This is a genomic window from Secundilactobacillus muriivasis, assembly GCF_054785195.1.
Genome location: NZ_BAABMI010000013.1, coordinates 26,146 through 44,907 on the forward strand (window position 1 = coordinate 26,146; position 18,762 = coordinate 44,907).

Consider the following 18,762-nt stretch of genomic DNA (forward strand, 5'->3'; position numbering starts at 1 on the left):
AGCCAACACTACCGCGTAGTTAACACCAAGATAACGACGGGGCGGGTCACCGCACTGGCGTCAGTAACAATCGGCTGTCCCCGATGAAGCAAACTGCGCCAGCTTACCATGGGTTCGATTAGCGCCTAATTTCCAGTTTCCAACCACATATCCTAACAATCCCGTAGACCTTAAGAAGCCTAAATTTTGCGCCCATGGTACCCGAATCGTTATCTTAAGCAGGTTTATTACCTCCTCCCAAAAAGCGCCATCAGCTGCCTAAATCGGCAAGCTGATGGCGCTTTTGTTATGTCTATAAATTCAATCGGCCAAAATCAACTCAGTAATCTTATCCATATGTAACTCCGCAATGTCCAGCACAGGAAACTCGAAATCCTGCTGGCTCAAAATTAACGGTAATTCCGTACAACCGAGCACAAGGCCATCAATATGTTGCTGATTAACAAGCGTCTTGATAATTTGCATCAACCCTCGTTTTGTTTCGGGAAGAACGATTCCGTTTTCGAGTTCGGTAATGAGGTGGTCATGGACGTAGGTTTGCTGGTCTGGTGACGGGACAACGATCTCGATACCATCGTCAATAAATGGTTGGGCGAAAAAGGTGCCCTGCATCGTGAACTTGGTACCAAGGAGGCCTAACCGGTGAACACCAAGCCTTTTTGCGTGCTGAAGGGCGGTGTCGACGATGCTGATAAGAGGAAGGGTTGTTTTAGCATGAATTTGCTTAAAAACGACGTGGGGCGTTAACCCGCACATGAAACCGAAGTCCGCGCCGCCGCGTTGAAGTTGGTTGGCGGCGTTGGCGAGGTAGGTTGCGGTTTCGTCAAATTGCTTGTTATCGATGAGGTCAAACATGTGGTACATGTTTACCGAATTGATCATGAGTTCGGGGAGGGTCGTGTGGCTATTTTGCCGATCTTGATAGCGGGTAATAATGCCCTGATAGTAATTCATAGTGGCTTCGGGACCGAGACCGCCGATCATGCCTGCGTGTTGCATGGAATCATCGCCTTTATGTAGTAGTGTGAAGCTAGTTATAGTCATAAACTAAAGTGGCTGATAATGCAACCTAAAATGGCACTGAATCGGGTTGAAAATCAAAAAGCCGCCACTGAATTTCAAAATGAAAATTCAGCGGCGGCTCTAATTGTAACAAAAAAGGATCCCGCTCACTGTCGGAATCCTTCTTTAAAGTTTAGTTTAGTTGAAGCGGGCACCCAATACAGAGTAGATGTAGTTGTTAAGGGTTGCCTTGATTGCTTCAAGGTGACCAGACTTAGTAGCAGCGATAACGTCTGCGTCTGGCGTGTCGATGATGTAGTTTTCAAGGTCAGCAAAGGTTACCTTGCCGGCTTCGAAATCAGCACCGATACCTGAATCAAATGATGAGTAACGATCCTTCAAAACGTCTTCGAAGTAGCCGTCTTCAAGAATCTTGGCAGCAACACGTAAACCTGCAGCGTAAACGTCCATGCCGGCCATGTGACCGTAGAAGAGGTCTTCTGCTTCAAAGCTTTGGCGACGAACCTTAGCATCAAAGTTCAAACCACCGGTAGGAAGGCCACCGTTCTTCAAGAATTCGTACATAACGAGCGTTGCTTCGTAGATGTCGTTAGGGAATTCATCGATGTCCCAGCCAATCAACTTGTCGCCCATGTTGGCGTCAAGTGAACCAAGCAAGCCGGCTTCACGAGTGAAGCGAACTTCGTGTTCGTAAGTGTGACCAGCTAAGAATGCGTGGTTACCTTCAAGGTTCAACTTGAAGTCGTTTTCCAAACCGTAAGTCTTCAAGAAGGCAATGGTAGTTTGGGCGTCAGTATCGTATTGGTGTGACGTTGGTTCCTTAGGCTTTGGTTCGAGTAAGAATTGACCCGTGTAACCAATTTCCTTAGCGTAATCAACGGCTAATTGGAAGAAGGCTGCGATGTGGTCCAATTCACGCTTCGTATCAGTGTTCAAGAGTGATTCGTAACCTTCACGGCCACCCCAGAAGACGTATGATTCTGAGCCTAAACGCTTAGCAATTTCAAGTGAGTGCTTGATTTGGGCACCAGCGTAAGCAAAGACGTCAGCAAATGGAGTAGTTGCGCCACCAGCAACGAAACGCTTGTTAGTGAACAATGAAGACGTGTTCCAAAGCAACTTCTTGCCAGTTTCTTGCATCTTTTGTTCGATCTTGTCGACAACTTTATCAAGGTTGGCGTTCGTTTCACGAAGGGTGTTGCCTTCAGGAGCTAAATCGCGGTCGTGGAATGCAAAGTATTCAACGCCTAATTTGTCCATGAATTCAAACATGTAGTCAACTTTGGCAAGAGCAAGTTCCATAGAACCTTCTTCGCCTTCCTTGTCCCAAGGGCGTTGAGCGGTACCTTCACCAAATGGGTCAACTAAGCGTTGGTCCATCGTGTGCCAGTAAGCAACTGAGAACTTGAGCCAGTCCTTCATCTTCTTAGTAGTGCCGTTTGCAGTAATTTCTTCTTCTGGGTTGTAGAAGTTGTAACCTTTAGCAGCCTTGAAGTCTAAGCCCTTTTTGCCGCCTAAGTAGGCAACTTTTGGGAAATCGAATAATTCAGTCATGTCCATCCTCCGAAAATTTGGCGTTGTTTTAAGTAGTTTTAATTTATAGTTGGTTGCTTGAATCAACTAACGATAATGTAAGTATACCGGATAACTTTTTTATTTGCAAGCGTTTTCTAGATTTTTTTGTGGAATTTTGCGATGAACTGCACAAATGGCCACCAGAGCAGCGTTGAGCGAATCGGAGACGTTAAAAAAACTAGAATCAGCCCGATGGCCAATTCTAGTTTATTAATAGTAGTTTTTTAGACGGTCTTCTCCTGCGCACCCTTACCCAGCAACTTGCCCATCACGGGAAGCTGCCCAAGGTCGCCGGAAACGTCACCCGGCATCACTACGAGGTTAGCGGGGGAGTTCGCAAGTTCGCTGAAGGCGTTGATCGATTGGTTTTGGAAATACTTGCTGTCGGCATTCGCCAACCCAGCCTGCACCGTATCGATCCGGTAGCGTTCAGCATCGGCTCGAGTCTTGGTGGCGTCGGCTTCCGCTTTGGCGGTGGCCATTAAGGCGTCGTTCTTGGCTTTGGTGGTCAGCTCAATCGACTTGGCTTCACCTTCGGCCTTGGCGATCGTCGCCACCCGTTCCCGGTCAGCAGTTAACTGCTTGTCCATGGCCTCTTGAATGGCGCGTGAAGGGGTCAGTTCATCGATGTTGATTCGGTCAACGTTGATGCCATAGGTGTTCGTCAGGTCGCCGATTGCTAGTGCGAGTTCCTGATTGATTTTGGCAGTTGATCCCAAGGCTTCGTTCAAGTCCATCCGCCCGATGATATCGCGCAGGTGCCCCCGAACCAGTTGGGCCATTGATTCCACGGAGTCGGTGTTTTCATACTGGTATTTGACCGCATCCGTCACGTGGTAGTTCAGCGTTAAGCTGGCCGACACGTCGGCGTTATCCTTGGTGATGATCGAGTAGTTCGGCAGTGCGAGTGGCTCCATGGCCAGACTGACCTTGCGAATCTTTTGGAACAACGGGATGTAAAAATGCAGTCCGGACGCAACACTGCGGCGGTACTTCCCCAAGGTTTCCACCAGCCCTTGGTTGTTTTGTGGCACGATCTTTAATCCTAATGGCATAACTGTTTCCTCCTCAATAAAGTGAACCCCTAAATGTGACGTAAAGTTAAAATGTTACCGTTGGCTTCAATAACGGCGTACTGCGCGGTCGCATCGACCTGACCGTTGTCGTCGAGTAAGTAGCGGTAGTAGATCCCTGAGACGGCGACTAAACCGTTCTCCGGGTTCAGCTCCCGACCAACGATAACTTTGCCGATGATCTGCCGGCCCTCAAAGGTGGGGGTCGGCTTGGCCTGTTCCAGTAGCTTAACGATGTAGGCGTTGACGCTGCGATTATCGGTTGCGGCATCGGCCTCTAGGCGGTCGTAGAGTTGCTGGTTCAGGCGAAGTAAAAAACGTTTTTCCTTGTGGTCGTTCGCCATTACCAAAGCCCCTTTCTGATATCAACTTAATATCACACCGCTATTATGCAATAATTAGCGCAAGACGTCAAGTTAAGGACGGCCTAAACCGGTATTGGAACGCTTCACTAAGCGCCGAATCGCTGGTACAATGGGGCTAACATTAATTATTGGAGGAATCGATATGGCGACTATGAAAGCAATCGGCGTTGACGCAAAGCAGGCGTTAGTTGATCTCACGTTGGCCCAACCCGTTGCGACGGGCAACCAGCTTGTCGTGGCGGTTAAGGCGGTCTCGGTCAATCCCGTTGACCTGAAGCTTCGTGAAGGGGTCACGGTTGAGACGGCACCGAAAATCCTAGGCTATGACGCAGTCGGCACCGTTACGGCGGTTGGCCCAGACGTTACGAAGTTTAAAGTAGGGGACCGCGTTTACTACGCAGGTTCAACTCAGGTTGCCGGTGCGAACGCCGAATACCAGTTGGTAGATGAACGCCTCGCTAGTTTAGCACCGCGGACGTTGACGGATGCGCAAGCGGCAGCGATGCCACTGACCACGTTGACGGCTTACGAGCTGTTATTTGAAAAACTCCAATTCGTTGGCAAGGCCAATCAAAACCAAAAACGCACCTTACTGATCATCAACGGTGGCGGTGGTGTCGGCACCATCATGGCGCAACTCGCACACTGGGCGGGGATTACCGTGCTAGCTACCAGCAGTCCGAAAAATGCTGACTGGTTGCGGAAAAACCAAGTTGACGTACCATTAGATTACCACAAGGACCTGTATGCACAGGTGCGTGAAGCGGGTTATGACAGCGTGGATGCCATTGCGATCCTCTGGGCGCCAGAAGTCTACTTTGACGTTGCGGCTAAGCTAGTGAAGCCGTTTGGCCACGTTGGCTCGATCGTGGGTAGTCCGGCTGATCTACCGTTGTATTTGATCAAAAACAAGGCCGCTAGTTTTGACTGGGAGTACATGTTTGCGAAGTCCGACACGGACTACAACGTGGCGTCTCAGGGCCGGATCTTGCAGTTGGCAGCGCGGTTGTTTGATCAGGGCGTTTTAACGACCACGCTGACCGAAACGATAACGACTGGCATTAACGCGGCTAGTCTCAATGAAGCGCACGATCGGGTTGGCGCGGGCCACATGACGGGCAAACTCGTCGTGACGGGGCCGTTCAATGCGTAGGGGGTGCGCATGTTAGCGAAGAAAACGCAGATCACCTTACCAGCAGTGTTTTGGTCAACGCTACTCTTAAATGCGGGGGCGGCCTTCATGTGGCCCCTCACCACGGTCTACATGAACCAGATGTTAGGCAAATCCCTGACGTTAGCCGGGAGCGTACTGTTGGTCACCTCACTTATGATGATGGTGGGCAACTTTGTCGGCGGTTGGTTATTTGACCGCTGGTCGCCGTACGGAACTGGATTGGTTGGTGCGGGGATGTCACTCCTAGCGATGTTAGTGCTGATTCGCTGGCACGCCTGGCCGACCTTTGCCATCATGTTGTTTGTGGTGGGGTTCGGTGACGGCATTAGCTTAACGGTGGGCAACTCCTTTGCGGCCACCATTACCCATAAGACGACGCGGCAGGTGTTCAACGTGCTCTACATCGGCTTGAACGTTGGGGTCGTGATTGGGACGCTGTTAGTGGGGTACTTACTGGACTTTGGCATCACCACGGTGTTTGCGGTAACGACCGTGTGCTACATCGCGCTGTTTGCGATTATGGCGATCGCCTTTCGGGTTGAGATCTCGACTAATCAGGCAGAAAAGGAAACGGCGACGAAGGTGCCCGGTGCGAACTTACGGGTGATTTGGTTACTCTGCTTGTTGGTGTTCACGCTGTACGCCAGTTACGCCCTTTGGGAAAGCGTGCTGTCCGTGCACATGACCAACCTACACATTCCGTTCCGAAACTATAGCTTGCTCTGGACGTTAAACGGCATCTTGATCGTGGTGGGCCAGCCCATCATGAACCGGTTATTTGCGAGCCGGAAGCTGGCAACGCAAATCGGGTTAGGGAGTGCAATTTTTGCGCTGTCGTTCTTCCTGCTGATCTTTGCGAGTCAGTACGCGGTATTTGTCGTCATCATGGTCATTTTGACGTTTGGTGAAATGATCGGCTTTCCTGGCATGCCCGCGTGGGTCGATGCGTTGGCTGAAGGCGGGCAGAAGGGCAAATACCAAGGCATGTATAACGTGGCGATTTCCCTCGGCCGTGCGGTTGGTCCGCTGTTTGGCGGTTTGATGATCGATGACTTTAGTTACCAAGCGCTGTTCCTCACGGTGACGGTGGCGATGCTGCTGGCGCTGGGACTGGTGTTGTTGGGGAATACGCGGTTGCGGCGACAGTCGGTGAAATGACCGTTGCGGTGGCTGGATACTAGCAGTAGAATGAGCGGTATTAAAAGTAGGGAGTGGAACTCGTTTCCGCTCGAGGACAATTTTAACTATTCGCAAAAATAAAAGGAGGCCTGCAGATGGCACATCCAAACGCAACTGAACGGATTCAGTTTGGTGAGTGGCAGGCATCAGATCTACCCCAAGCGCAATTACTTTGGGGTGACCCGGATGTTACTCGGTTAATTAGCAAAGATGGGTTTTCACCACAGATGATCGAGGACCGGTTAGCGCTAGAGGTTCGGTCACTAGCTCAAAATCAGGTGCAGTACTGGCCGTTATTTGCGGCTGATGGTGACTTGATTGGCTGTTGTGACTTACACGCGCGACCACACGGTGAGTATGAGCTCGGTTACCATCTTCGGCCGGCTTATTGGCATCAGGGGTTGGCGACTGAAGCGGCCAAGGCGGTGGTTCAGTACGCCACAACGCAACTGCACGCACCGGCGTTGATTGCGGGGCATAATCCGGCTAATTTGGCATCGAAGCACGTGATTTTGAAGCTTGGGTTTCAGTACACGCACGATGAACTGTATCCGCCGACTGGGAAGTATAGTCCGATGTATCGGTTGGTGTTGCAGGGTGATACTAAGGCTAAGGGCGCTTAAAATAAAACAGCTCAAGCGGTTCCGTGGATGGCGGATGCTTGAGCTGTTTTTTGGTTGTTATTGAGTTGATTGGTGCTGGGGTGAGGTTATTGTGCGGTATGGTGCGGTGCTGTCCTCGAGCTGAAACGTGTTCCACAGGGCAGAGAGCTGCGCGTAAGGCACTTCCACCACAATTCCCAAAAACCGGGAATTCTGGCGAAAGTCCTTACGCTCCGCTCTCTAAGCGCCCTGTTCTGCACTCTGTCCTCGAGTCGAAACGTGCTCCACAAAACTGAAAGCTGCACCTAAGCCACTCCCGACACAAAGCCGAAAACCACGACTTTCTGTCGGGAGTGGCTTAGGCTCCGCTTTCAACCCGTTTTGTTCCACACTCTCCTACATAGCAAGATACTGCATCCGTTCCACCATCTTCTTATAAACCCGCGCCTCATCACTCGGCACGCCTCGCAGTTCGTAGTCCGCAATGAAGGGGGCGTCGAATTTAGAGCAGTAACGCCGGGCAGTAAGACAGTATTGTTCGTTAAAGTTTCGGTTGCCACTCCCCACAACGCCGATCAGTTGCTTGGCGTTATTGTGGTAGCCGATGTAGTCGCCCATTGCCGTTGTGAGCAGTTCTTTTACGCCGGTATCGATGCCGTTACCGCCGTCCAAATAGGTTGGGATAAAGCAGAAGAAGGGCGTGGTTTCATCCTGAAAGTCAGTTTGTTCGCTCACTTCAGTTGCGACGATTTCTGGGAGCCCTTTGTTACGGATGTGCTGTGCCATGGCGTAACGCGTGAGGTGCTCGACGAAGTTCCGGGTATTGCCGGAAATTGAAATAAATAAAATGCGCATCGGATCCATTGAAATTCCCCCCCGAATGGGTCACATATATGGTATAAACAGCTTTAGCGTTATGAATCCGCTAAATTTATGGCCGAAGAAGGCCGGTCCTGACACTATTCGGCTTGAGTGCTGCACACTGTAAAGTTCTTGTTACAGTCAATCGCGCCTATTTAGTGTTACAATTTTTATTGTACGCTAGATTTAGCGGATTTGTTAGCGAAACCAGATGCTTCATTAAAATCGGGGGGACACCAATGACGGAAAAACAGGATTTAAGGGTACGTCGGACAAACGCACAGATTGAGAAGGCCTTTTTTTCGTTGTTAAAAGAAAAGGGCTTCAAAGCGATGACCGTCCAAGATATTAGTAAACAGGCCCGGATCGGCCGATCGACATTTTATAGTCACTATTATGACAAATACGATTTATTAGAAAAGTTAGTGGCCAACTATACGGCAGTTTTCCGTCGCATTGTAGATCAACGGTTTAGTATACATACACCGGAAATTGGCTCTAACACGGTGAAAGTCTTGATTCTAGCACTAACGGACTACCGTGACATTTTACTGCAATTATTTGATATCCACACGGAAACGGCGGACCTAGAACGCAACTTCAAGCAAATCCTGCGCGGCACCGCCCACGAGTATTTCCAGCAAGTCGAATTACCGGATAAAACGCAACTGCCATTGGGCTACTTGAGTGACCTGTATGCCAGCAATGTGATGTTGTTCCTGTTATGGCAACTGCGCAATGGGAAGAATGATGCGGTGATTCAGTTTGGGGATCGGTTGCAGGAGTTTGTGTTGAATCCGTAGAGTGAGAAATGAAGCGGTTAAAGAGTGGAGTACAAGGGACCCCCGGCAACACTACCCGAACTTTGGGTAGTGTTGCCGGGGGTCCCTTGTATGCAACTCTTTGCTTCATTTCTCACGTTTCGGCGTGGCCGCCGAAAACGGGTTGATGTTCCTAAATCAGAATGTAACCAAAACCCCAAGAAAATAAATCTCCAACCGAGCCGAAACAAACGTAACAGCAAAGCACGTCGCCAAATAGCAGTCGGTAATAGGGACGTGCTGTCCGTTTTGGTAGTTTCGTTTGAGGCGTTTTATGCGTAAATCCGTTGCTTAGTAGCCTGCTTGAGACGGCAATACATGCAACTATTAACTACCACTCACAAAACACTCCCCACAAACTGCCCCAACAACTTCACCGCATACCCCAACATCACCACGCCACAAACCCGGTTGATCCAAGTCAGCACCTTAGCGTTGAGTTGCGATTTTAGAAGGAGCACAATGGTAGTCAAACCGGTGAACCAGATGATCGACGACAGGCCAACGCCGCCGACGAAGAAGTCACCGTGAATGCCAGGCAGTGATGCGCGGAAGGCGCCTAACAGTAACGTGCCGTCCAAAATGGCCTGCGGATTTAACCACGCAATCGCAAATGCCGCGACGATGGCTTTGCGATACCGGAAAATGGCGGGTTCGGCTGATGTCTCGGTATTTACCGGTGTTTCCTTGGCTAAAATAAGTTGGACGCCCAGGACGGCTACGAAGCCACCGCCAATCAGCCAAAGTAATAGTTTCAAAATTGGCACAGTGTCCAAGAGCTTACCAACGCCGAAGAAGCAGGCGAGGGACAGGGAAATATCAAAAAAGATTACCACGGCGGCAATCAGATAAGCGCGCCGCTTGGGTTGTTCCAAAGCGGTGTTGATCACGTAGAGGTTTTGCATGCCGATGGGCGCCACGTAGGCGATGCCAAACAGCAAGCCTTTGAATAAATCAAACAAATTATGAGTCTCCTTATGGGTGAAAGTTGGGGTGAATCAGATGCAAAATGAAATTGAAATTAATTGGCAACCGGATGCCAGCCAACCGAGGCCGGTTTACCAGCAGATTATCAACTACTGCGTTGATCGAATCCAGTCCGGCGATTGGTTGATTGGCCAGCAACTACCAGCGCAACGGCAACTTGCCAAGCAGTTCGGCGTTAACCGAAGCACCATCAGCAAAGCCATCGCAGAACTGTTGGCGGATGGGGTGCTCACCACGGCATTTGGCGGTGGAACCCGGATCGCCAGCAATAGTTGGTCGACCATGATGACCCAGTCGCCGGTCAATTGGCAGGACTACATGATGTCTGGCGAGTTTGAGGCGAATCAACCGGCGATTCAGCAGATCAACGACTTTGAAGACCATGCCAAAATTCGGTTGAGTACCGGTGAGATTGGGCCAGATTTATTTCCGAAACAGTTAGTGCAACGTGCCATGGTGGTAGCAGCTGAGCGCATCACGAATCTCAATTACCTGCCACCAATGGGCTTGGATCGGTTGCGAGAAGCACTCGTTACGCGGTTAGCGAAGTGGGGGATCACGACCACGGCCGACAATATTTTAATTACGTCAGGGTCGTTGCAGTCGCTCCAACTCATCGCAGTCTCGTTGTTGGAACAGGGTGCGACGGTGTACACAACGCCGGCAAGTTATTTGCGCTCGTTGCGGGTCCTACAGTCGGTTCACGCCCAGTTCAAGAGCTTGCCGGTGGATACGGAAGGCCTGCAGTACTGGCACATTCCGGCTACCGGTGGGCAACGGTTGCTGTATACGATTCCGACCTTCGATAACCCCAGCAGCTTAGTCATGAGCGCACAACGCCGGCAGGATCTGCTTCAGTTTGCGAAATCCCACCAGCTACCAATCATTGAAGACACCGCCTACCAAGAACTTTGGCTGGATGAACGGCCACCACAACCGCTAAAGGCCTTAGACGACACGGGTAATGTGCTGTACCTCGGATCGATCTCTAAAACCCTAGCACCAGGCATGCGTATCGGCTGGATCGTTGGCCCATCCTCAATTATCAAACGGCTTTCCGACGTTAAAATGCAGACCGATTACGGCGCCAGCTCCCTGTCACAACTCGTGCTAGTAGAATTGCTGAACGATCCCAATTACGACCAGTACCTGACCGACTTACGGGTGGCCTTACGCCAACGTCGCACAAATGCAATCACAACCTTACAACGCGAACTCGGTGATATCGCCAAGTGGCAAACACCTCAGGGTGGCTTTTACATCTGGGTGACGTTGCCGGAAACGGTCAACGTGCAACAGGTGTTCACCGAAGCCGCCAAACAGGGGATTTTAGTTAATCCGGGGGCGGTGTACGGTGCCAGCGCCACGCACAGTTTGCGATTATCGTATGCGTACGCGACCGAGGCGGCATTTTCGCAGGGCCTCCACCAAGTTGCGGCACTGATCAAGCAACAGTTGCCTGCATAGGTTACTTTAACAGGTCAGTTTCGGTGGGAAACCAACCAAGCTCTAAGTTTTGACCCAACCAAATCTCACCAAAATTTCCTAAAAGTGAGCTTTTTCGCCCTAAATCGGGGTTTGTGTCGGTAATGGGCAGAATAATGGCTTAAAAAAAGCTGGCGTAAGCTGTATAATGAGCAGTAGACTTTTACTACTGACATTTTACGAAATGAGGAATGAATTCTTGGATAGTGGTCAGATAATTATCAATTTAATTGTTATTTTAATCACTTTCTGTTTTGCTGCGTTTTTTGTGGCCTGCGAATTTGCGTTAGTGCAGGCCCGCCCAAGTGCCATTGAAGAGGCCTTGGAAAATGGGACTGGTTCTCGGTCACGGCTCAAGCGGTCACTGAAGATGGTGACGAACCTGAACGAGTACCTGTCGACCACGCAAGTTGGGGTCTCGGTTGCCGGGATCATCCTTGGGTGGTTAGGGGAATCCACGTTGTCGGCGATTTTGATCGATCTGCTGAACGTGACCCACACGAATCCCGGCGGTGCTACGGCGCACGCCATTGGGGCCGTTGTTGGGGTGCTGTTGTTGACCTACCTAGAAGTGGTCTTCACCGAAATTGTCCCTAAGAACATCTCGATCGATATGCCGATGCAGGTGTTGAAGTTTGTGACAACACCACTGCACTATTTCCACATTGCGTTCTACCCATTCGTTTGGTTGCTGAACGTTTCGGCGAACGGCGTGGTACGCCTCATGGGCTTGCCAGTCGCTAACGAAGCTGACGAAGTGTTCTCTCAAGCTGAAATTTTGACCCTGTCACGAAACGCCGTGGCTGGTGGTGAGCTGGAGAAGAATGACTACGTCTACATGCAACGGGCCTTTGAGTTGAACGATAAGGTGGCCAAGGACATCATGATCGACCGGACGGCGCTAGTGGTGATCGACATCACGGCGAACGTCAAGGAAGCCATCACGATGTATTTACAAGAAAAATTCAGCCGGTTGCCCGTCGTAGCCGACGGTGACAAGGATAAGATCCTGGGTTACGTCTACAACTACGACTTGATCCGCCAGCAACAAGTTGACCCAACCATTCGGATCGACAAACTGCTACGGAACATCTCAACGACACCGGAATCAACGCCAATTACAGAAGTGCTCCAACAAATGATTCGCAAACGGACCCCAATCGTCGTCGTCGTGGACGAATACGGTGGGACTTCCGGGATCATCACCGATAAGGACATCTACGAAGAACTCTTCGGAACTGTCCGAGATGAAATCGATGATGCGTCTAACGAATACATCTTCAAGCAACCAAATGGCACTTACCAAGTGAGCGGGAAGATGACGACCTACGACTTTGAGCGTTACTTTGACACCGACATCAAGGAATTTGATACGGGCGACATCGTGACGGTGGCGGGCTCCATTTTGGATAACCACCCGAACTTGAAGCAGGGCAGCATTATTAAGATCAAGAACTTTGACTTTAAGGTGCTGGACTACGAAAACTCGTTTATCAACTGGTTTGAAGTCACTGAAAATGAACCGATTCCGGAACCTGAGGAAGAGGACGATTAATTAAAAAGCCTCGAAAAATGCCGATTGGCGTTTTTCGAGGCTTTTTTGTCGTATTTCGAAGTACGGTGGTTTGCGTGAACTTCCGATTCCGGTAGGCAGCTAGGTTCCTGCTGTGGGGACCGGCCTGAGCCAAAGGACGGTCTCAGTCCACAGCATCCACCTAGCCGCCTACCTCCATCTGACATTGGCGCAGATCGGTACTATCGCAGAGCATCTCAAGTGCTTGACTGAGCAACTGGCTGTAATATTGTAACGACCGACATTGAGTCGTTCAACGTTTACTGAGATGTTCACAATTGTCATCGTTCGACAGTTTGACCCTCCATGATAGATTTTCGGGAGTGCGGTCCCGATGCCGAAAACCCGCAAACAAGAGGTCGGTCTGAAAATTGGGCCTCAGCCATGAAATTTTACTTGGCTGGCGTTCCAGCGCCCAAATTTTCAGACCGACCGGCTGTGCCCACAATAGCACCCATGATTAACGTGCCAAAGTAGCCAAACTTCGTAAGCGACAGTAAAAAAGCCCTGAAGGTATTCTCCAGAGCTTTCTTATTGTTTCGTTCGTAGTTAGTCGATTAGTGTACCGATGCTGAAGTCGTGGCGTCAGTTCCGAGTTCTGTTACAGCAGAAGTTGCCGCAATCGGACCAAAGGTAAAGATGTCGGCTAGCGAGTTACCGCCAAGTCGGTTACCGGCATGCAAGCCGCCCGCGACTTCGCCCGCTGCGTAGAGGTGGGCGATTGGCTGACCCGCTTCGTCCAGCACGTGGGCGTGGCTGTCGATCGTCAAGCCGCCCATGGTGTGGTGAATGGCTGGTTTCCGTGGGGTAGCGTAGAATGGCGCGTGTTCAACTTTCAAGTCGAAGACGTTCTTGCCAAAGTCGGGATCTTCGCCAGCGTCAACGTAGCCGTTGTATTTGGCCACCGTTGCTTCCAACGTGGCTGGGTCGACGTTGATCTGCTTGGCGAGGTCGGCTAAGGTGTCGGCCTTGAATAAGCGACCATCCTTGACCTGCTGTTCAAGCTGTTCCTCGCTAGTGTTGTAGGCGGTCTTCTTGATTTCATTATCAGCGATCAGGTAGAAGAGGCCACCGTTATCAAATGCCGCTTGCGCTAAGACGTCACGTTCCGCAAATTCGTTCACGAACCGCTTACCTTGCTGGTTGACCATCAAGAAGTTAGCGGGTGGGCACTGGATACCAGAGAACAGCTCACCGGTTTCGGGATCGGAAACGGGCATCATTTGAATGAAGCCCATGCCGGTCAAGCCAGCGTGGACGCTTTCGCCCAGTTCAATGCCGTCACCGGTGATGGTTGGCGCGTTGGTCGTGGCGATGTCGTCATCAATGTTGCGCCAGTAGGTGTTGAACTTTTGAACCAGTTTCGTGTTGGCACCAAAACCACCAGTGGTTAAGATCACGGCGTCTGCGTGAACGGTGAAGGTGTGGTCGTCAGGTTTTTCAACGATGACACCACCAATGTGACCCTTGGCGTAAAGTAACCGGGAAACGGGGCTGTCAGTTAAAATCACGCCGCCGTTGTGAGTGACGTAATCCCGGAGCGCTGAAATGTAGGCGAAACCGGCCTCTTCCACTGGTTTGTGACCCCGGCGCCAGAGTGCGCCAACGGGCATGGTGACTTCGGATTCGTCGAACTTAACGCCGATTTTAGCCAGCCATTTTTGAGAGGCTAACACGTGGTCGGTCAACGTTTTCACGAGGTCGTAGTTACCGTAGATCCGGTTGCCGTTCAAATCCGTCCGGGTCCCACCCAAGTAGGTTTGGATGCGGTGTAATTCAACGGAATCAAAGAGGTAGGCGGGCTTGTCTTGGGTGTCAGCTAAGTAGTCTTTAATTTGGCCTTGAAGGGTCTTAAAATCGGCTTGGTATTCAGGGTCAATGTCATCGACACTCATGTTGAGGAGGTCTTCGAGGGTTTGGCCTTCACCAGGAAGGGCGTCAAAGGTGTTTTGCCACTCTGGGTCCGCGGCGTTCATTGGGCCACCAGAGCGGATGGTGTTACCACCCAGTGCGGGGGCTTTTTCTAGCAGAACCACTTTGTGACCTTGGTCGAGGACCGTGGCTGCCGCAGCTAAACCGGCGCCACCGCCACCGATGACGACCACGTCGGTATCAAGGTCGGTGTTGTCGGCGACCTTAGGGACGTATTTGTCACGATTTTGCCAAGCTTCGGCGTCACCACCGGCCAAGTTAACGGCCTCGGCAACACCACTGAGAATCCCGCGGCTGGTTTCGGAAGCGCCGGTCACGGCATCCACGTTAAGGGTCTGACCGTCAACGATGGCGGCTGGGATGCGGTCGTACACGACGTCGCTGATTCCGCGCGTTTCGCTTTTAGCATCAATGTCGATCGATTCAATTTTATCGGCTGAGAAGGTAACGTCCATTGGGAACGCCCCGTTGTGTCCGGTTGCGGTCACCGAGTATTTACCAGGTTTAAATTCTGATTCAGTCATAGTTTATAATCACCCTTTATTGTTGGATTAGTGGTCGCTTGGACCTGTATAATCCATTATAGTCCAAAATTTCAGTTTAGTGGTGGAAGATGTAAGCGCCAACATCATTTGCGCCGGTTTTGGAAATCAGTGTTAAAATAGAAGATGAAACAAAATTCAAAGGAGATCCTAGTAATGGCAACAAAAAGTGCAGATAAGGGCGCAACAACCAAGCCGGCTTTTGACTTCTCAGATGAGATGATCCAAAAGGCTGCCGACCTGATTGCCAAGCAGGGTTATATTACACGCAAGGACATTCCAGAAATGAAAGATCTGGACTGGGCTTACGGTTTAGGTGAAGCAGTTGACCAACATTTCGTAGACGAAACGGCGGGCCGCTACATTTACCACGAAAACTTTGATTACGCAGGCGGCGACATCGCTGCGATCATCTTCGACATGGACCAAGTGAAGACGCGTGAAGATGCGTTGGAGCTGTTGGGCAAGGTTTTGGGTGATAAGATTATTGATGGTAATTTGGATGAGATTGAGAAGGATATTACGAATTAGAGAGCGCAAATAAAAGCGTTCAAAGGGCGGCGTGAAAGGTCGTCCCATTAGAAAAAGCCCGGTTTGGGGGCTTTTTTTAATGGGACGACCTTTCACATAGCCCTTTGCTTTTATTTGCGCGTTTTGGCGTGGTGGCCTAAAACAACTTATGGCCGACAAGCTTCACAACACCAACGATTATCCGGAACGAATCAGTTCTCAAAGAGTCAAAACAAACGTAGTAGCAATGAGCGTCGATTATTAAAGGAAGCCCGGTTTGGGGGCTTTTTTTATTGGAGTGACCTTACACATAGCTCGCTGTTTTTCTTTGCGCGTTTTGGCGTGGTAGCCATAAAATAATCTATGGCCGACAAGCTTCACAGCATTAACGATTATCCGGAACGAATCAGTTCTCCAAGAGCCAAAACAAACGTAGCAGCAATGAGCGCCGCCACCCCCACTCACATACAGTAATAGCGGCCACATACAGAGATAAAACCCACGCCTGAAAATACCAAAAAGCACACCCACCAAAAAAACATCAATTCAACCTCAAAAGACCCCACACCCACAAATTCGGTGTAAAAGGTCACAACTGACCGGCCCCAGAATCCGAAACAAACACAGTAACAATAAACATGCCGTTATTACTCATTCTATAGTAAGAGTACTCACGCATACATAACCCACATGCTACCAAATCCACGGCTGAAAATACCAAAAAGCACACCCCAACCAACAAAAAACACCAACTCAACCAAAAAAGACAACACACTCACAATTTTTGATAAATTTTAATAAATAAACTTTAAAATAACGGTAATGAAATACGGGAAATCATTGGTTAATTAATGAGTGAACTTATCTAAAATTAATTGAAAAGTCAATGAAAACAAACAAGTACGCGACTGAATACCAGTGTTACAACGCGCTTTATCAAACCTTAATGAAATTTAATTTTTGATTATCAATGGGGCGGTTGACTACTAAAATAGATAAGAAAACAAAATAATCTTAATTCAGTAGATTCGTAAAATTAGCGAAAAATTTTATAAATAAATGCACTGTTAATTCGAACGATTTTAACTAGCTGTCTAATTAGTTAAGGGGCTAATTTTAGCGGTCTGACGCCTATCTTGTGAAATAATAGTTAATTTTTGAGTGAAGATAAGACTAAAAGTACCGTCTGTATTTTATGTGAAAAAAGTATAATAAATCCCAATAAAAGGCCATAAAACCGCGATTGTGAGCAAGTCATCAAATTGAGCAAATCGCCAACTCAAACGTTTACAGCCGATGTCAATGGTGTTATGATACTATGTGAATTCGATAACATACAAACTATATTTTTAGGAGTGTCAATATCATGAAGGAAAACTTTGATTTCTTAATGCCTAGCGTTAACTTCTTTGGTAAGAACGTTATCAAGAAGATCGGTGATCGTGCCAAGATGCTGAACATGAACAAGCCATTGATCGTTACTGATAGTTTCCTGCGCGGCATGGAAAACGGCCCCGTAGCTCAAACCCTTGCTTCATTGGATGCCGCTGGTGTTCAATACGCAATCTACGATGGTGTTGAACCTAACCCTAAGATCCGTAACATTAAAGAAGCTAAGCAAGTTTACTTAGACAACAACTGTGACAGTATCATCACTGTTGGTGGTGGTTCTTCTCACGATGCTGGTAAAGGGACTGGGATCCTTTTGACTAACGGCGATGACATCACTAAGTTAGCCGGAATCGAAACTTTGGAAAACCCATTGCCACCATTGATGGCCGTTAACACCACTGCCGGGACTGCTTCAGAATTGACCCGTCACTGTGTGATCACTAACGAAGAAACGAAGTTGAAGTTCGTCGTTGTTTCATGGCGTAACGTTCCGCTTGTTTCCTTCAACGACCCAATGCTTGAATTGGACGTTCCTAAGGGCTTAACTGCCGCAACTGGGATGGACACTTTCGTTCAAGCTATCGAACCATACGTTTCAACTAACCGGAACGAAATTACTGACGGCCAATGTGTCGAAGCAATCAAGTTAGTTGAAGAAAGCCTTCGTGAAGCCGTTGCTAACGGTCACAACATCGAAGCCCGTACTAAGATGGTCGAAGCCGAAATGCTCGGTGGGATGGCCTTCAACAACGCTGACCTTGGTTACGTTCACGCTATGGCTCACCAATTGGGTGGTCAATACGACGCTCCTCACGGTGTATGTTGCGCAATGTTATTGCCAATCGTTGAAAAGTACAACATCCAAGCTTGCCCAGAACGGTTCGCTGAATTAGCTAAGATCATGGGTGAAAACACCGATGGCTTATCAACTCGCGATGCTGCTGACTTGGCAATCAAGGCAATGCGTCAATTATGTGACGACGTTAACATTCCACGTTCAATCAAGTCAATCGGCGCAAAGCCAGAAGACTTCGAATTGATGGCTGAAAACGCCTTGAAGGACGGGAACGCCTTCTCTAACCCTCGTAAGGGGACTAAGGAAGAAATCGTTGCTTTGTTCCAAGAAGCATATGATGCTGAATAAATAACAGAGTGGGGCATAACGCGTTTAGGTCCCAGAATGTAAGGTGAAAATGCCGTGGACTCCTGGTTTTGGAGTCCGCGGCATTTTTATCTTACATGGCCGGGGCCTGCGTTATGATCCACGTTTAGGCTAGATGGCAGTCTGGCGGTAACGTTGACTGATTCACGATATTCAGTTAAGAAAATCATTCGATGCTTACCAATATAAACGAATAACGATAGACCTGTAGATTTTCCAAATCGGAAATCTACAGGTCTATTATTATTTTTATTGCCCAAAGCAAATTTCAGTTTAAATGTCCCAAAAAACATGCCCCAAACACCCCAACCAACAAAAAATGCATCTAACTTGAAAAAATCAACCAATCCTTGCTATCCTAACACTGGCGGGGGATTACGCGCGCAAATCCCTCAAAAACTTTTAGCACTCTACAAAAGAGAGTGCTAATTACTTGCAAGTTTGACCAATACTGACTAATATATATTTTGTAAGGTTGGTTGATAGATATGAAACATTATTCCAGC

16 protein-coding genes are annotated in these 18,762 nt (G+C 49.1%); 8 read left to right on the forward strand and 8 right to left on the reverse strand.

Translation table 11 applies throughout. The annotated features are described in order from the left end of the window. Nucleotides 1-300: 300 nt before the first annotated feature. From ACYVR3_RS03535 to ACYVR3_RS03550, 4 genes are all read right to left on the reverse strand, one after another. Entirely contained in the window at nucleotides 301-999 is a 699-nt protein-coding gene (locus tag ACYVR3_RS03535) for an aspartate/glutamate racemase family protein (protein ID WP_461243149.1), read from the reverse strand. Between the two features lie 201 nt (nucleotides 1,000-1,200). Beyond that, nucleotides 1,201-2,577 (reverse strand): xylose isomerase, encoded by a 1,377-nt coding sequence (gene xylA / locus ACYVR3_RS03540; protein ID WP_057151922.1) that lies wholly within the window; start codon nucleotides 2,575-2,577, stop codon nucleotides 1,201-1,203. A gap of 245 nt (nucleotides 2,578-2,822) precedes the next feature. Then, nucleotides 2,823-3,653 carry an SPFH domain-containing protein gene (locus ACYVR3_RS03545; protein WP_461243150.1) on the reverse strand — a complete coding sequence of 277 codons (831 nt, stop codon included), beginning with the start codon at nucleotides 3,651-3,653 and terminating at the stop codon, nucleotides 2,823-2,825. Nucleotides 3,654-3,682: 29 nt separating this feature from the next. Next, complete coding sequence (locus tag ACYVR3_RS03550; protein ID WP_461243151.1) at nucleotides 3,683-4,015, reverse strand: toxin-antitoxin system HicB family antitoxin; 333 nt, start codon at nucleotides 4,013-4,015, stop codon at nucleotides 3,683-3,685. Nucleotides 4,016-4,187: 172 nt separating this feature from the next. Here ACYVR3_RS03550 and ACYVR3_RS03555 point away from each other — a divergent pair, with 172 nt between their 5' ends. From ACYVR3_RS03555 to ACYVR3_RS03565, 3 genes are all read left to right on the forward strand, one after another. After that, nucleotides 4,188-5,189 (forward strand): zinc-binding alcohol dehydrogenase family protein, encoded by a 1,002-nt coding sequence (locus ACYVR3_RS03555; RefSeq protein WP_461243187.1) that lies wholly within the window; start codon nucleotides 4,188-4,190, stop codon nucleotides 5,187-5,189. A gap of 9 nt (nucleotides 5,190-5,198) precedes the next feature. Then, entirely contained in the window at nucleotides 5,199-6,368 is a 1,170-nt protein-coding gene (locus ACYVR3_RS03560) for an MDR family MFS transporter (RefSeq protein WP_461243152.1), read from the forward strand. A gap of 116 nt (nucleotides 6,369-6,484) precedes the next feature. After that, on the forward strand, nucleotides 6,485-7,012 hold the full coding sequence (locus tag ACYVR3_RS03565) for a GNAT family N-acetyltransferase (protein ID WP_461243153.1): 528 nt from the start codon (nucleotides 6,485-6,487) through the stop codon (nucleotides 7,010-7,012). Between the two features lie 375 nt (nucleotides 7,013-7,387). On the opposite strand, the gene nrdI is transcribed toward ACYVR3_RS03565, so the two are convergent. Then, complete coding sequence (gene nrdI / locus ACYVR3_RS03570) at nucleotides 7,388-7,855, reverse strand: class Ib ribonucleoside-diphosphate reductase assembly flavoprotein NrdI (RefSeq protein ID WP_461243154.1); 468 nt, start codon at nucleotides 7,853-7,855, stop codon at nucleotides 7,388-7,390. A 236-nt stretch (nucleotides 7,856-8,091) separates the two neighbouring features. Between nrdI and ACYVR3_RS03575 the strand changes: the two genes are divergently transcribed. Then, complete coding sequence (locus tag ACYVR3_RS03575; protein ID WP_054737490.1) at nucleotides 8,092-8,655, forward strand: TetR/AcrR family transcriptional regulator; 564 nt, start codon at nucleotides 8,092-8,094, stop codon at nucleotides 8,653-8,655. A 356-nt stretch (nucleotides 8,656-9,011) separates the two neighbouring features. On the opposite strand, the gene ACYVR3_RS03580 is transcribed toward ACYVR3_RS03575, so the two are convergent. Beyond that, the gene (locus ACYVR3_RS03580) at nucleotides 9,012-9,635 is read right to left on the reverse strand and encodes a LysE/ArgO family amino acid transporter (RefSeq protein ID WP_461243155.1); all 624 of its coding nucleotides are present in this window, start codon (nucleotides 9,633-9,635) and stop codon (nucleotides 9,012-9,014) included. 40 nt (nucleotides 9,636-9,675) lie between these two features. Here ACYVR3_RS03580 and ACYVR3_RS03585 point away from each other — a divergent pair, with 40 nt between their 5' ends. Further along, nucleotides 9,676-11,127, forward strand: coding sequence for an aminotransferase-like domain-containing protein (locus tag ACYVR3_RS03585; RefSeq protein ID WP_461243156.1), 1,452 nt, complete (start codon nucleotides 9,676-9,678; stop codon nucleotides 11,125-11,127). Between the two features lie 217 nt (nucleotides 11,128-11,344). Next, nucleotides 11,345-12,700: a hemolysin family protein gene (locus ACYVR3_RS03590; protein ID WP_461243157.1), complete on the forward strand. Its 1,356-nt coding sequence runs from the start codon at nucleotides 11,345-11,347 to the stop codon at nucleotides 12,698-12,700. A 575-nt stretch (nucleotides 12,701-13,275) separates the two neighbouring features. On the opposite strand, the gene ACYVR3_RS03595 is transcribed toward ACYVR3_RS03590, so the two are convergent. Beyond that, nucleotides 13,276-15,174 carry a flavocytochrome c gene (locus ACYVR3_RS03595; protein ID WP_461243158.1) on the reverse strand — a complete coding sequence of 633 codons (1,899 nt, stop codon included), beginning with the start codon at nucleotides 15,172-15,174 and terminating at the stop codon, nucleotides 13,276-13,278. 174 nt (nucleotides 15,175-15,348) lie between these two features. On the opposite strand from ACYVR3_RS03595, the gene ACYVR3_RS03600 reads away from it, so the two are divergent. Then, complete coding sequence (locus ACYVR3_RS03600) at nucleotides 15,349-15,723, forward strand: hypothetical protein (protein ID WP_461243159.1); 375 nt, start codon at nucleotides 15,349-15,351, stop codon at nucleotides 15,721-15,723. 1,345 nt (nucleotides 15,724-17,068) lie between these two features. Continuing rightward, nucleotides 17,069-18,238 carry an iron-containing alcohol dehydrogenase gene (locus ACYVR3_RS03605; protein WP_461243160.1) on the forward strand — a complete coding sequence of 390 codons (1,170 nt, stop codon included), beginning with the start codon at nucleotides 17,069-17,071 and terminating at the stop codon, nucleotides 18,236-18,238. Between the two features lie 86 nt (nucleotides 18,239-18,324). Here ACYVR3_RS03605 and ACYVR3_RS03610 read toward each other — a convergent pair whose 3' ends face one another. Further along, nucleotides 18,325-18,603, reverse strand: coding sequence for a hypothetical protein (locus ACYVR3_RS03610; protein ID WP_461243161.1), 279 nt, complete (start codon nucleotides 18,601-18,603; stop codon nucleotides 18,325-18,327). Nucleotides 18,604-18,762 lie beyond the last annotated feature (159 nt).

Coding starts and splice junctions, on each gene's coding strand:
- ACYVR3_RS03535 (WP_461243149.1), bottom strand. CDS start 999: ATGCAACACGCAGGCATGATCGGCGGTCTCGGTCCCGAAGCCACTATG.
- xylA (WP_057151922.1), bottom strand. CDS start 2,577: ATGACTGAATTATTCGATTTCCCAAAAGTTGCCTACTTAGGCGGCAAA.
- ACYVR3_RS03545 (WP_461243150.1), bottom strand. CDS start 3,653: ATGCCATTAGGATTAAAGATCGTGCCACAAAACAACCAAGGGCTGGTG.
- ACYVR3_RS03550 (WP_461243151.1), bottom strand. CDS start 4,015: ATGGCGAACGACCACAAGGAAAAACGTTTTTTACTTCGCCTGAACCAG.
- ACYVR3_RS03555 (WP_461243187.1), top strand. CDS start 4,188: ATGAAAGCAATCGGCGTTGACGCAAAGCAGGCGTTAGTTGATCTCACG.
- ACYVR3_RS03560 (WP_461243152.1), top strand. CDS start 5,199: ATGTTAGCGAAGAAAACGCAGATCACCTTACCAGCAGTGTTTTGGTCA.
- ACYVR3_RS03565 (WP_461243153.1), top strand. CDS start 6,485: ATGGCACATCCAAACGCAACTGAACGGATTCAGTTTGGTGAGTGGCAG.
- nrdI (WP_461243154.1), bottom strand. CDS start 7,855: ATGGATCCGATGCGCATTTTATTTATTTCAATTTCCGGCAATACCCGG.
- ACYVR3_RS03575 (WP_054737490.1), top strand. CDS start 8,092: ATGACGGAAAAACAGGATTTAAGGGTACGTCGGACAAACGCACAGATT.
- ACYVR3_RS03585 (WP_461243156.1), top strand. CDS start 9,676: ATGCAAAATGAAATTGAAATTAATTGGCAACCGGATGCCAGCCAACCG.
- ACYVR3_RS03595 (WP_461243158.1), bottom strand. CDS start 15,174: ATGACTGAATCAGAATTTAAACCTGGTAAATACTCGGTGACCGCAACC.
- ACYVR3_RS03600 (WP_461243159.1), top strand. CDS start 15,349: ATGGCAACAAAAAGTGCAGATAAGGGCGCAACAACCAAGCCGGCTTTT.
- ACYVR3_RS03605 (WP_461243160.1), top strand. CDS start 17,069: ATGAAGGAAAACTTTGATTTCTTAATGCCTAGCGTTAACTTCTTTGGT.